This is a genomic window from Vibrio sp. 1F279, from assembly GCF_041439815.1.
Classification (GTDB): Bacteria; Pseudomonadota; Gammaproteobacteria; order Enterobacterales; family Vibrionaceae; genus Vibrio; species Vibrio tasmaniensis_A.
The window spans coordinates 11,928-25,876 of the sequence record NZ_JBGOOU010000038.1 but is presented as its reverse complement, the minus strand read 5'-3'; the positions used below and the strand labels follow the sequence as shown (position 1 = coordinate 25,876).

General features: G+C 45.3%; 10 protein-coding genes. All 10 read right to left on the bottom strand.

Translation table 11 applies throughout. The features are described 5' to 3' along the window. Positions 1 to 2 precede the first annotated feature (2 nt). Positions 3 to 1,316, bottom strand: a complete 1,314-nt coding sequence (locus ACED60_RS21385) for an HlyD family type I secretion periplasmic adaptor subunit (protein ID WP_048614198.1) — start codon at positions 1,314 to 1,316, stop codon at positions 3 to 5. Then, positions 1,309 to 3,561, bottom strand: coding sequence for a peptidase domain-containing ABC transporter (locus tag ACED60_RS21380; protein WP_371728432.1), 2,253 nt, complete (start codon positions 3,559 to 3,561; stop codon positions 1,309 to 1,311). The genes ACED60_RS21385 and ACED60_RS21380 overlap by 8 nt, the downstream gene beginning before the upstream one ends. After that, entirely contained in the window at positions 3,558 to 5,204 is a 1,647-nt protein-coding gene (locus ACED60_RS21375; RefSeq protein ID WP_371728431.1) for an ABC transporter transmembrane domain-containing protein, read from the bottom strand. Before ACED60_RS21375 ends, ACED60_RS21380 begins: the two co-directional genes overlap by 4 nt. Positions 5,205 to 5,382: 178 nt before the next feature. Next, positions 5,383 to 6,018: a CatB-related O-acetyltransferase gene (locus tag ACED60_RS21370; RefSeq protein WP_017082045.1), complete on the bottom strand. Its 636-nt coding sequence runs from the start codon at positions 6,016 to 6,018 to the stop codon at positions 5,383 to 5,385. A gap of 420 nt (positions 6,019 to 6,438) precedes the next feature. After that, on the bottom strand, positions 6,439 to 7,551 hold the full coding sequence (locus tag ACED60_RS21365; RefSeq protein WP_371728430.1) for an NADH:flavin oxidoreductase: 1,113 nt from the start codon (positions 7,549 to 7,551) through the stop codon (positions 6,439 to 6,441). 340 nt (positions 7,552 to 7,891) lie between these two features. Then, positions 7,892 to 8,581: a hypothetical protein gene (locus ACED60_RS21360; RefSeq protein WP_371728429.1), complete on the bottom strand. Its 690-nt coding sequence runs from the start codon at positions 8,579 to 8,581 to the stop codon at positions 7,892 to 7,894. Then, positions 8,581 to 9,771 carry an OmpP1/FadL family transporter gene (locus tag ACED60_RS21355; RefSeq protein WP_009845535.1) on the bottom strand — a complete coding sequence of 397 codons (1,191 nt, stop codon included), beginning with the start codon at positions 9,769 to 9,771 and terminating at the stop codon, positions 8,581 to 8,583. The genes ACED60_RS21360 and ACED60_RS21355 overlap by 1 nt, the downstream gene beginning before the upstream one ends. A gap of 93 nt (positions 9,772 to 9,864) precedes the next feature. Beyond that, positions 9,865 to 10,677, bottom strand: coding sequence for a crotonase/enoyl-CoA hydratase family protein (locus ACED60_RS21350; protein ID WP_371728428.1), 813 nt, complete (start codon positions 10,675 to 10,677; stop codon positions 9,865 to 9,867). A gap of 237 nt (positions 10,678 to 10,914) precedes the next feature. Then, positions 10,915 to 12,909, bottom strand: a complete 1,995-nt coding sequence (gene fhuB / locus ACED60_RS21345; protein ID WP_371728427.1) for a Fe(3+)-hydroxamate ABC transporter permease FhuB — start codon at positions 12,907 to 12,909, stop codon at positions 10,915 to 10,917. After that, positions 12,909 to 13,862, bottom strand: a complete 954-nt coding sequence (locus tag ACED60_RS21340) for an iron-siderophore ABC transporter substrate-binding protein (RefSeq protein WP_371728426.1) — start codon at positions 13,860 to 13,862, stop codon at positions 12,909 to 12,911. The genes fhuB and ACED60_RS21340 overlap by 1 nt, the downstream gene beginning before the upstream one ends. Positions 13,863 to 13,949 lie beyond the last annotated feature (87 nt).

Here is a 13,949-nt window from a genome sequence, read left to right as displayed (position 1 = left end):
AGCTACCTTTCACCAAATGCGACGCTCACGTTCGTGTAAATTGGCTTCCACAGGTATTGGAAAACGGACTTCTCACCGGTTGTAATATCTACCTCGCCCGTCATACCTGGCAAGATAGAAAAGCTCTCCGGATTATCACGGAAATAAGGAACATCCACAGAGACGACGACTTCATAATAGATTTCACCGCGTTCACTTTGACTTGTGGTCGGTGAAATACTCTCCACCGCCCCTTTTAGCGCCCCAAAGCGGCTGTAATCAAACGCATCAATCTTGATACGAGTCGGCTGCCCTACACTCACAAAACCAATATCTCTTGGCGACAAACGCGCTTTAAAGTCTGCTTTCCCACCAACAGGAACAATTTCAACCACTGTCCCTCCCGGCTGAATAACACCTCCGTTCTGTGTACTTGGCAGGCTTTGCACCAAACCTTGTAGCGGCGACACTAACATGGTGTTGGTCAGTTTCGCTTGGCTTGAACGTACTCTGGCGTTCAGGGCTGACAAGTCAGAGACGGCTTTAGAACGATCATCGCTCACTTTAGCTTTCGCTTCCGCCAAAAGCTGTATGATTTTTTGGTCATTACTGTCAGCTTGTCTAATCAATACCGACTTCTTACCACGAGCTTCTTCGATTTTCTGTTCGATACTGGCCAATTTTTGTCGCATTTCAAGCACACGTAAGCGTGAAATGTTGCCCGATTTATAACCCTTTTCTAGTATGTTCAACTCTTGCTTAGTCGCATTTAACTCTTTCTCATAACTCGGCAAGGCCTTTTCTACACTACGAAGCTGCTCTGCAATTTGCTCGCTCTCTTTCTCAAGCACCACACGCTTTTGGAAGTAGAGGGCTTTTTGCGCGTTCAGCTGCGCTTTTTGTTGGCTGACGATCTCTGGGTAATCGACCTCAAACTCAGCAAGGTTAGGCTCACGCTGCTCAAGCAGCGCATTCATACGTTCCACACTGGCTAGAAGCGTCACTTGTTGAGACTTTAGCTCTTCAAGGGCGGTACGCTGGAAAGTGGCATCAAACTCAACAAGCGGCTGGCCTTTCTCAACCAACTGCCCTTCTTTAACGAGAATTTGCTTTAACTTCCCGCCAATCGCGCTTTGTAATACTTGCTTCTCGCCTTCTGGAATCACAGCACCTTTGGCTTTGGCGATTTCATCAACTTGAGTGACGACAGACCAAGTGGCAAAAGCAATAACACATAAGGCAACCGACCATGTGGCCAGCGCCAATGTACGAGCCGTATTTTGTGATTCAACAAGTTCACCGTAGCGCTTGCCCTTCTCGATAGATTGTTTAGTCATTAGCGACTCCTTGCTTAGACTTTGATTGTTCTTGTTGGGCTGCATTTTGTTGAGCAGACGCCTCTTGAGTTGACGACTGTAGCTCTTGAGATAACGGTTGCTCAGATAACTGCGGTTCTTGAGAAGCTTGAGGCTCTGAAGGCTGTTCCTGCTTCGAAGACTGCTCCGGCTCTAATGGACCGGCATAAACCACTGCACCTTCATTTAATACCACCACTTTATCGGCAAGCTTGATTAAATCCGGATCGTGGGACGTGTAAATCACCGTTGCTTTTCCTTTTTTCGACTGCACAAATTCACCAAATATACGTTTAGCATTTGGGTGAGCATCAGGCACAGGATTATCCATTAAGAACATTGGGTAGTCATAAACCAGCGCTTTCGCGTCAATGAGGATCTGCGCGACGCTGCCAGACAACATGTCAAAAAGGCTGTCCGGCTGAATACTGCTGATGGAAGTATCGAGCCCACCTGATAATGTCTCGAACCAACGCTTTCCGCCCACCATTTCAATTGCAGAGATCATTTTCTGATCTTCGACTTTGTGACCGTCGTTTAGCCACTCTCGAATACTCAGCGTAAGCAAATCAGGATATGCCGCTCGAATGAAACACCAGTGGCGATAGAGCTGCGGGTCGTATTGAACGAGGTTAACGCCTTCAAGCTCGACCATGCCGTTTTGGATAGGCTGCAAGCCAGACAGCACTTCAATTAATGTTGATTTACCGCTCCCAGAAGGGCCGGTAATCGCGACAATTTCACCGGCTTCAATATCAAAACTCACACCATTCAAGGCCGGGCGACTCTGTTTGGGATAGCGCAGTGTCACTTGGTCTAATTTCAAATTAGGCGCTACCACAGGTAACGGGTGATGCTGGTAACTGAATTCACGCTCAGACGGCTGAGACAAAATACGGTTCACTTGCAGCTTGGATTGATTAAAACTATTAAAACGCATCGCACTGTTTGCCAACACCTGAGCAGGACCCGTCACCTTAGATATCAACATCATTGAAGCAATCAAACCACCAGGGGTCATCACTTGTTCAAAAATAAGTCCTATACCTAACCCCATCACGGCGAGTGTCGACCCCACACCAATGAAATAGTAAATCGAGGTGTACCGGCTCTGGAGAACCGATTGATTAAAGGTCACTGTTGAAGCAAGAAGATTGGCCTTTTTGAAACGTTGAATCCAGTGCTCTGAGAATCCAGCACTGCGAATAAAGGCAAGCTTGGATGACAGCTCATTAGTCATGTTTTGACGATTGGTACCTGCCACTGTCGATTGCATAGAGCGCTTGCTGCTAGAGCGTATCGAGCGTTTTGCTAGCAAGTAATAAAGGATTAAAGAGACGACTGGAACCAGTACCAACCATCCGCCTAAAACACCTATCGCAAGTACAAAAATAAGAATGAATGGTAAGTCAAATAACGCATTTCCTAATGGCCCCGATAGCACACCTGAAATACGCTCTGACAACATCACTTGGTTTTGCTGACTAGAAGAAGCTGTTTGCTGATTTTGAGCATAGCTATTACGAAGCAGACGCTGCACGAGGGATTGAGAAATCTCACGACTTACTCGGTTGGAAACTGAAGCAAACACTCGGCTACGTAATGTTCTCAACCAACCCATCATCACAAACAACAACGCCGCGCCAATGGCGATACCTTGCAACTCATGCCCTGCATCACCACCAATCACATGGTCATAAATCGACATCGTGATGAAGGGAACAGCAAGCGCAAATAAGTTAGTGATAAAGCTGACCAACAACAATTTAGGAATGATGGGACGAAACGCATGTAACCTTTCGCCAACCCAATCAGGAGAGGCCTTCTCTAGTGGTGGCCCTTCGATAACAATACAAAACTGAGGGACATCGGTAATGTCGTCATTGGCATTAAAGGCAACAAATTGCTTGGATTCTAAATGACCAGAGACCAGCTCATGTTCACCAAGTACCAGTAAGACCAATTTATGTTCACCAACTTCATCTAGGTTGGCAACCAAGCGATAAGGCAGTGCAAGTCTGTCGAACAAGGCAAACATATCGTCGATTGATTCAATGCCATTTTCATCGACCCATTGATGTGCGAACAACTGGATATTAGCATTAACTTCCAACTGCTTAAGAACGGAAAGGCTCTCGGTTTCTAAATGATTCATCACCTCTTGTCGACCGCTGGTATCTGCACGGTTGTTCGTACCTGAAGGGTTACCAATATCTAAACGATTCATACGACGGCCTCCTGATTGCTCTCGCTGTCGACCGTAATAGCTCGACTTTCCACTGTAATGATTCGATTAGCAAATTCGCGAAGCTTCGAATGGTAGCTCACCATCAGTATCGTGCGTCCTGCCGTTACTTCTTCTTCCAACACCTTAGCTAGATTCCCAAGGGCGTCTAAATCAAGTGAAGAATCCGGCCTTTCCAACATGATTATGGGTTTATCACTTGCCAATTGAGCCGCGATATTGAGCATTTTCACGTTACCCATACTCAACAAAGAAGCACTCGTATGGCCAATTTGTGTCTCTAGTCCATCGGGTAATCGAGTGATTTCCTTGGTTAAACCCAAACGCTTAGCATAGTCACTGGCACTTTGCGTTTTCTCAGGGTCAAAGCCACACAAGTTATCAAGAATGGTCCCCGACACCAGTTGTCCTTTAACGCCACAGTAGGCTGCAATGTTGGTTACCGATGCGATTGAAACGGCAGCTCCGTTAATGAAGCACTCCCCCGCTTTTAGATCATCAATACCTGCAATCGACGACAATAAATGACTGTTAGTGTGGCGATCCTCACTCTCTAACAATACCAACTCACCTTTATTCAGTGCGACATCTGCATGAGAGAGTTCACCGTATCTTTCAACGGTCGCTTGCTTAATTTCCAACGTCTCAAAGTCAGATAAGTGGTTCTCAACTTGCTCAGAATCTGAAGAGTCCGATAGTGATAAATCACTCAATTTTTCTATTGCCTGATTGGCACTGTGTATTGAATTAAGCTTGATTCTAACCCCAACCAGAGCACTCAAAGGCGCAACCGCTCTGCCAGATAAGATAGAACATGCCGCCAATCCACCAGTGGTTAACTGGCCATCCAACACCCACAAGCTGCCAGTGATCACGAGTAAAACTGACGTGGCTAGTGCAGCAAGCTGAATACATTCTTGGGCGAAGGCGTTCTGTTCTTCTTCTCTCGATTTAGACTGAGAGCGAACATTATTGAGGGATTTAAACTGATTAAAGATTCGAGACTCAACAGCCTGACGTTTGATTCCTTGAATGGTTTGGCTTAGCAAAATCAAAAACGCTTTTCGCTCCTGCTCATCTTGGGAAGCTTCTTCACTTAAGCTTTTAACGCGAATAGAAGATAACCAAACGATTCCGAGAGTAATCAGCCAAACTGCCAAAGGTATCGCCACCAGCTCACCGCCGATGTAAGCCACCAAGCCCAAGAAGATCAAGGCAAAAGGCAAATCAATAAAGCCTGCAATCACACCACCGGAATACCAATCTTTGACTTTGGATACAGAACCAAGCCCCTCTTCCACGCCGCCAACACCAATTTGGCGGAGATGGCCTGATGAAGCCGTTGTTACTCTTTCAACCAAGGTTTGATAGGTCGCTTTCTCGGTATTGCTGGCCGCGGCTGACAAAAGCCAAGTACGCACAAACCGGATCAATGCTTCCATGGCAACAGCCAACGCTGCACCCGCCAACAACAAAGTGGCAGTACCGTAACTTTGGTTAGGTAAAATACGATCGTAAATTTGTAAAACCGTTAACGGAACGGCGAGAGAGAGAAGATTTATGAGTAAAGAAGGCAGTAGGACTTTCCCCACCACCCCTTTGTTTTTCATTGAACTTGCGGGCATACACAATCCTTATCCATGCTTATGAAATAAGATTGGTACACCATGTTGAGTATTGCAAGGTAACGAACTGATTTAACGTGTTTTTCAATATAAATATGACACAGATCTTTCTACACAAATCTATGGCTATACCCGTACCTTAAAAACGCTCCTTACAAACGCTCGTTACAAGCGCTAGTTACAAACAATTGTCGTAATCCGTTATCGCCTGCTTTAACTTTGAAAAGTCTGAGTTACATAAATACGGTTTCAGCGCTTCAAATTTATCTGAGGGCCACTCGTATATTTTGAATGACATGAGTTCGTCAATAACGGACTCATCAAAGCGGTATTTGACGACTTTAGCTGGTGAACCACCGACAATGCTGTATGGAGCGACGTCTTTAGTCACCACACTATTCGCTGCAACTACAGCGCCTTCGCCAATCGTCACACCGGGCATCACCATCGCTCTCATGCCTAACCACACCCCATCTTCAATGTGAGTATCGCCTTTGCCAATGTAGGCGTCGTCGATAACATCCATAAATGGATACAGTGAAAACCAATCAACTCTGTGTGTATGGTTGCCACCCATTAAAATCACGACCTCTGCGCCAATACAGACATAATCACCGATATAGAGTTCGTCGATTTCCCATCGAGGCTCCCACTGGCGGCTGACTTCGTCGCCGTGTAAATAACGCACTACCGATTGTTCAAAACCATTATCCCAGCAATCGCTGTAATAACTGTGTTGACCTTTTACATGAATATTGGGGTTGGTTACGACTTCATGCAGCAACTCGAATTTGGACCAATGCTTCTTTTGCATTTTTACCTCTGAATGATCTATTTAGTTTTATTCGTTAACTATCAAAAATGTTCGACGATGCAAATCCAAGGTGCACAAACTAACGCCCTATAAACACAGGGTTCACTGGGATGAATAGTGAGTATCACGCTTAAATCATAGCAATGTCGCTAAAACTAAAGAGACGTCAGTGGATTCGAGGTTGCTTAAGAAGAGGAAGTAGTTTCAAAGTTTGTCCAGTTTTTATCGATAACTTGGTTGGATAATTTACAGGCGTAGTGTATCTGTTTAGTCGCACCCATTTGACAGGAAGATGTGATTACTAAGGTTTCAAATTTCGTTTCGTAGAATACGGCATGAACAAGAGCCTGCGCGATTACACAGGCTCAAACTTAGACTCGGCTATAAATTTCGGCTCACGCTTGGAGTTGGGCTCAGCGACTACATACGTGCAAGCTGTACTTTTCTGTCTTTATTCACCACGCAAAAATTACCGCGCTTAGTACGACACTTAGAGCATCGTTCGCATTCAACAGGGCTTCTATCCCCTTCCTTCCAGCGCTTAACTAAATGGGGTTCAGAAAGCAGCGGTCTTGAAAGCGCGAAGCACTCAATGCCCGTGTTGTTTGCAATCGCTTCTATAGCATCAAAATCCGTTAGGCCGCCAACCGTGATCACCGGGATATTAACGTCTTGGCTGATCGCGTGACCATACTCATGGAAATAGCCTTCAGCTTGAATGGTAAAACCATCGTGCGACTCGCCAATCATAGTGTCTGCTTTGCCATGAATATTGCCTGACACGACAATGCCATCCACACCCACTTGTTCAAGCTTTTTACAGACAATACGTGTTTCCTCAAAGGTGACGCCACCTTCAAAAAACTCGGATGCCGTGAGCTTAACTAAGATAGGGAAATCATCACCCACCAGCTTACGTGTCGCGGTATAGATCTCTAACAAAAATCTCATGCGGTTTTCTAAGCTACCGCCGTATTCATCTTCACGTTGGTTGTAATAAGGGCTTAGAAATTGGTTAATCAGGTAAGTGTGAGCGGCATGAATTTCAACGCCATCAAAACCTGACTTCTGTGCTCTTAATGACGCTTGAGCAAAGGCATCAACAATGTAGTCGATCTCGCGTTTGGTCATCGCTTTGCCTAGTGTTTGAGTTCCTTTTTCTGGAACCTCACTTGGTGCGTAGATGACTCGTTCACCAAGATCATGTGTGGTTTTGGTGCCACCATAAGCCAACTGCATCACGATTTTAGAGTCGTTGTCGTGCACCAGCTGAGTCAGCTTCTGATACTCTTCGATGAATGAGTCGTTATACATACCCATCATGCCCGCATTCGGCTTTTCTTCTTCAACGATGTTCGCGTAACCCGTCACGATCAGGCCGACTTCACCTTGAGCCAGCTCTTCATAGATAGCGTACAGTTTATCTGTCATATGCCCGTCTTCGGTAGCCATATTTTCCCACGTTGCACTTCTCATGAAGCGGTTCTTTAGTGTCATCTTGCCAATGTGGGTTTCTGTAAACAAAGTGCTCAAGTCTTATCCTCATTAAATCTTTATTATGTTTGCCCATTTTAAAAGACAAAAGAGAACCACTTCTTATTCACAAAGTGACTCTCTTTTGTCCATTACTGAATGGGCGTTGATTTATGCGGATAGTACAGAGAATAAGGCGAGGAAAACTTAATCTAGATTAAGAGAGCAGTACTCTCACATGAGAAAGAGATAGAAAGCAGCAGAAAGAGATAAAAAAGATTGGGAAATAAAATAAAAGAAAGTCGCTCAGTTTTAATAAGCGACTTTGTTCAATTTAATCTGGACTAAGTCAATGGTTCTTACGAGAGGTATCCACCTGCGAATTGCTGCCTGCTAACAGCTATTTAAACTCATAGGTGTAAGATGCACCAACACTGTTGTTCTCTCCAAAATCATCCTCAGCAAAAATTGTGAAGAAATTGAATGATTGAGCATCACTCAATTTATAACTCGCACCAACGCCAGTCCAATAGCCAGAGTAATCGTCAGAACCCATTGAACCACCACCAAAGCCCATGATAGACCATTCATCGGTTATCGTTTTTAAGCCAAACGCTCCGATATAACCACCATGTGTCGAGCTCGGCATCAATACATAATCAGAACCCACATTCTCATCATCGAATACGGCTACTTCACCATCGTTGTAGCTGTAACCAGCCATTGGGAAGATTTGCCAACCGAACGGCTCAATATCGAAATAGCTCAGTGGTATAAATGTGCCAATACTGTAGTTGTTCTTATAAGCATCGTCGTCGTATTCTGAACGGCTAAAGTTGAAGTTGACGATACCCATCGGCAACAGCCATGAACCGCCTAATCGCCACTCTTCGCCGTCCGCATTGACACGAGCGTTGATCATTCGCGCTTCATCTAAACCGATAGAGCCTGAGAACTGCAAATCTTCGTTATAAGCAACGCCCGCTTTGGTCACGATTTTAGTCGGGTCGTCAGGGTGCTTCTCTTCAGCAAAAGCCCCCATCGACCCGAGCGTTGCCGCAGCAACAAATAATAGAGTACGTAATGTCATTAGAAGGTCGCACTAAGGCCAACAAAGTGGATACGGCCATCGAAAGAACCATTGAGCAAGTTGCGCCCTTTAGGTCCATCACGATTCATCTCAACCGAACCTAAGTCCGCGTATTCGTAGAACACATCGATCAAGATATCATCCCAATACGTTGAAGCACCTACCGAGTAGCGATACTGTTCGCCTACAGGGAGATCAACCCACTGCATTGAAGGATCGTCTTGTGGAGAGGTTTCGTAAGAGAAGCCCGCCTTTAAACGCCAGTCAGAGTTCAGCTGGTAGTCAGCACCAACAGCAAATTTCCAAACATCATCCCAGTCACGTTGTAGAGTTTGACTAATTGGGAAGTCCCCATTTTCGTTGGTACCTAGATCCAAAACAGTATTGTCCCATTGGCTCCAACGATGAAACTGGATGCTTGCCAATAAATCTAATTGAGAATTCAATGCATAGCTTGCACTGACATCAACGAGTTCAGGTACATCAATACCAGTATTCAATGAACGTTTACCGCCAGTAAAGACATTCACATCATTGTTAAATTCGTGCTCTAGTTTCGATCGGTAACTCGCACCCAGTTTTAACTTCTCTGTTGGAGTGTACATAACACCAAGGTTATAACCATAAGCCCAGTCAGTATCTTGCTTGGCTATAAAAAGAGAAGATGACTGTTGTAATGCAGCCCAACTCAATTGAATACCTGCGCCAACAGACCATTGGTCATTCAGCTTATAACTCAGTGATGGATTCACTTGCATTGCGGTCAGAGTAATTTCTTCTAGAAGGGCAGCACCTGCCCAATCGCTACCGTAATCAAGGCTTGAGCCACCAACAGCGCCAAGTGCGATACCAAGGTGCAGTTGGTCTGTTACTTGATGCGCGTGGAAAGCACCAAATGAAGGCAACACTGAATGGCCTTTACCATCACCGCTAGAGTCTTGGTTGTCTTGATATTTCATCTCAAGGTCAAACGCCATGGTATTGATAGTCGTTTTGCTTTCGCCCATGTGAGACATGGTTGCTGGGTTGGTCCACATCGCAGCAGCTGAACGAGAGTAAACACCGTCACCTGCGCCAGTTGTACCGGCATTGGCGACGACAGCTTCTTGTAAAAATAGACCACTTGCGAAAGCATTTAAACTTGTAAAAATTGCGGTGGCAGCTAGCGAGTAAGTAAAAGTTTTGTTCATCAGATTGCTCATTTAGCCTTAGACATTAAATTGATCTAAGGTTACCGCAAAGACCTATAAACAATGGGAATACCCGTTATTACTTTACAAGCGCTATTTGAACTTTCTAGCGACGTATGGACGCGGCTTGTCTCGATGAATTTCACGTTGAGCAGCAATTGCTCTGTTCTTACCTAGCCCTACCTTTATTTGATACCAAGTCTCGTAAAATAAGGCGAACCCAGGACTGGACCACCAAGTCTTGTTGTAGAGTTTCTTATTAGCTGCGACGACATCTGGCGAACGATTCGCGCACTCAAGTGCCAACGCATAAGCTTCAGCGTAAGGATCTTCGGCGATTTTAGTCACCAAGCCATATTCCTTAGCTGCTTGGCTGTCGATCACTTTGGCCGTCATTGCCATTTCTAAGGTGTGATCTTTACGCATCAGCTCGCGAAATGCGATGGCGCCTCCCATGTCAGGAATCAATCCCCACTTCGCTTCCAATATCGAGAAGTTCGCATCTGGGCTAGCGATTCTAAAATCGCCACCACTGGCTAATTGAAGCCCACCTCCCCAACAACGCCCGTGAATCGCAAAAATGACAGGGCAAGGGATCTCTCGCCAACCAATAGAAAAATACTGAGCCGCATTTGGCAACGTCGGCAACCATTTGAACAAAAGCTTCATCGCTCCAACTTTACTGTTCAATAACGATTTAACATCGAGCCCTGAACAAAAATCCGTACCATTACCTTTCACTATCACAGCGCGAATCTCGTTATTCTTTTTGAGTTCTCTGATCATATTATTGACGCCTTCAAACATCGCCATATCAATAGCGTTGAGCTTATCGGGTCTATTCAGCACAACGGTGGCAATTTGCTTTTCATCAATGGAACAAGTGATACGATCGAGGTTTGGCATGGTGGCTACCTTATGAGTGGTCAGACCTTTAGATTATACATTTTATTAACATATGCCAAACTTGCACATTAAGAAGCGAGACCTGTGTTGCTTAACACCTCCCCCTTACACAAACGACATCAATAAAAAAGCAGTGATGGTTCGCTCCATTCACTGCTTTTCATTCGTAGCTTTTATTGCCAATAGCTTTGATTGCCAGTAGCTTTGATAATCAAGGGCTCTCTGTTTTGACAGAACCTATGTTCTTCGAGATTTCAGTAACAAGAATATGAAGTAACTGCCACCAATAATTGAAACTAACGTCCCTGCCGCAAGCTGCGCCGGAAACACCACCACTTGACCTAACCAGTCTGCAAATAGCATGAGTGCAGCACCAATTAAAAACGACAAGATGATCTGCTCTTGAACCAAGCGAGCCCCCACCATTGCAGCGATATGCGGAGCTAACAAGCCGACAAACGCGACAGGTCCCATGGTTGTTGTCACGACCGAACATAAAATCGCGACAATGCACAACAATGCCACGTAAGCGATATTGATATTCAACCCTCTGGCTCTCGCGAACTGACGTCCGGTCGCAATTAAGGTCACCCAACGACTCAGCAGCAGAGCCACACCAATACAAACGGTTATCACTATGGCCATAATCGCTGCTGACTCGGGTTCCACACGATAGGTAGAGCCTGCCAACCACGCCAATAAGGTGTATTTCCCTTCTCCTACTCGCGTTAAAGAGAATTGCACTAAAGCCTCTAACACTGCAGTCAACGAGATACCTGTAAGTATTAGGATAGACGGCGCAAACTGGTGCTTCTTGCCAAGGAATAGCAACAAACAGAGTGCAATCGCACTACCTAAGAAAGCAATCCAAGGGCTCAATGAGTGAATCGAATATCCCATAAACAGGCTACTGAAAATCAACGCCAAAACTGCACCCGCCGAAACCCCAAGAATGTCCGGGCTTGCGAGCGGGTTATAGACCAATCTTTGTAAAATCACACCCGCCACCGCTAAGCCGCCACCAGCGAATATCGCGGTTAACATTCTCGGCCAACGAATAGACCATTCAAATGCATCTGGAATAACAAAGTAGCTCATATCAGAAGAAGGCTGAGACAATGTACTCAACGCCAACAGCCCCAAGATCATTGTGCCCAACAAGAAGTAAGCCAAAGGTGAAATAAACTTTGGTCCTTTAGGCATCGAGAAAAACAGCTGATCTTGAGCAGACATTTGCTTTCTCGCAATAATAATCAACGCAGGAGCACCAATCACAGCAGTTGCCGTTCCTGTTGGAATCATATCCAAAGACCATTGCGCTAAGAAGATCGCCAAGCTGTCGGTCACACAAAGCAACAGTGCACCTAACACGCAGCTTACTATGAGTTCCGATTTTGCCTTTAGAAAGCCTAGATGCCTTGCGATATTAGGAGCAATCAAGCCAATAAAGCTGATCACGCCCACTGAGGTAATCGACACAGAAACTAACCAAACTCCAATCGCCATTAATACAAAGAAGGTCATGCCGATGTTAAGACCACGCGCAGCAGCCCCTTCTGTACCGATTGAAAGCAAAGTCAGAATTCGCGGAGCTAAGAAGAATATGGCCAAAATCGGCAGTAGTTTAGGCATCAACCAAAGCACTTGTTCCCAACCATTTTGCCCTAGATCGCCCGCTCCCCAAACAAACAAGTTCTGCGCATACTGATCGTTGAGCAGAATAATCGCTGTCGCAAATGCCCCTAGCAATAAGTTGACCGCCATACCCGCCAATACAATGGGTAAACCGCTCATGTTTTTGATGCCGACAATCGAAACAATCAGCCCCATCGCGAGCAGCGCACCGATCAGCGCGAACCAAACTGAATACTGAGCGACCAACATCGGTGCAACCACATTAAGAATAACCAGACCAAGCCAAGCGCCTGATGATGTACCTAAAGTTAACGGAGACATCATTCTGTTCTGCGTCAGCTGTTGAAACAGGCTACCTATGGTGCCGAGTATTCCGCCAACCAAGATCGCCATGGCTAAGCGAGGCAAGTTGACATAGATTAACGCCATCAACTCGAATGAATCATCAACCATTGAATTGAATGTCGCGCTGTCACTGATCAGTGAAACTTGCTGGAGCAGCTCACCAATAGGGCCAAATTCAGATTGCCCTAACCATAAATGAACAAGGGAAGCGAAAAACAGCGCTGCCCCCATCACCAAACCACTGGATTTCATTACTGCTCCGCTAAGGTCAACAGCGATTGCGCCATAGCTTCCGCGTTGTACAAAATCGACATGGCACCACCGTAGCTCCAACTTGCTGCCACTGGGCTAAATTGACCATTACGAACAAAGGGCATGCTCTTCCAGACTGGAGAGCGGTCTAGTTTGTCTTGATATGGGAAAGGTTCAAAATAAAGCGCAATGCCCTTCTTAACGTTCTTAAGCTCTGTCATTCGTTTTTGACTGATGCCCCACTGGCTTACAGGAAGATCCATCGCATTTTCAAAACCAAGCTTTTCAAGTGCATATTGTGGAATCGAATTATCGCCGTAGATAAACACCGATGTGGTACTCGCAAAACGGAAAGAAGTAACTTTTGGCTTGTCACCCGTATACGCTTTGTCTAACTCAGCTTTTAGAGCAGCGATACGTTCATCCATCACTGCCAATTTGTTGTTCGCTTGTTCTTCTTTGCCAAGCAATTGACCTATCTTTTTGAAGTTCTCGATAGCAGCCGCTGCATTGCTGTGTTGTTCACTGTACGCTTGGTAGTAAAGCACGGGCGCAATTTCAGAGAGTCGATCCTGAAGATCTTTCTGCGGTGAAGCGATGAGAATCACATCAGGGTTTAGCTTCTTCAAAGCAGAAAAATTGGGCTCAGTTCGAGTACCAATGTCCGCCACGCCTTCTGGAATCGCAGGTTGAACAACCCAATCGGTATAACCTGCAATATCAGGCACCGCTACTGGTGTGATACCGAGTTCAATCACTTGTTCAGCAATGTCCCAGTTTAACGCAGCCACTCTAACGGGCTGAGCTTCAAGAGTTTTTACGCCCTCACTGTCTTCAACTTGAAAATTGGCCATCGCATTAAACGATAAAGCGCTCGCTAATACAGTTACCACTAGCTTTATATTCAAGCTCTTTACTTTAGAAACATGGGAAGCTATTCGTTGTAAATTCATATTGTTGCCTACTCAATCTAAATTCTATATTTATTCAAACGACAAAAGCAGCCCAGTAAAGGCTGCTTTAAATTGATAACCCTAACT

Excerpts from the sequence above, each read along its gene's own strand:
- ACED60_RS21385 (WP_048614198.1), bottom strand. The coding sequence starts at position 1,316 with ATGACTAAACAATCTATCGAGAAGGGCAAGCGCTACGGTGAACTTGTT.
- ACED60_RS21380 (WP_371728432.1), bottom strand. The coding sequence starts at position 3,561 with ATGAATCGTTTAGATATTGGTAACCCTTCAGGTACGAACAACCGTGCA.
- ACED60_RS21375 (WP_371728431.1), bottom strand. The coding sequence starts at position 5,204 with ATGCCCGCAAGTTCAATGAAAAACAAAGGGGTGGTGGGGAAAGTCCTA.
- ACED60_RS21370 (WP_017082045.1), bottom strand. The coding sequence starts at position 6,018 with ATGCAAAAGAAGCATTGGTCCAAATTCGAGTTGCTGCATGAAGTCGTA.
- ACED60_RS21360 (WP_371728429.1), bottom strand. The coding sequence starts at position 8,581 with ATGACATTACGTACTCTATTATTTGTTGCTGCGGCAACGCTCGGGTCG.
- ACED60_RS21355 (WP_009845535.1), bottom strand. The coding sequence starts at position 9,771 with ATGAACAAAACTTTTACTTACTCGCTAGCTGCCACCGCAATTTTTACA.
- ACED60_RS21350 (WP_371728428.1), bottom strand. The coding sequence starts at position 10,677 with ATGCCAAACCTCGATCGTATCACTTGTTCCATTGATGAAAAGCAAATT.
- fhuB (WP_371728427.1), bottom strand. The coding sequence starts at position 12,909 with ATGAAATCCAGTGGTTTGGTGATGGGGGCAGCGCTGTTTTTCGCTTCC.
- ACED60_RS21340 (WP_371728426.1), bottom strand. The coding sequence starts at position 13,862 with ATGAATTTACAACGAATAGCTTCCCATGTTTCTAAAGTAAAGAGCTTG.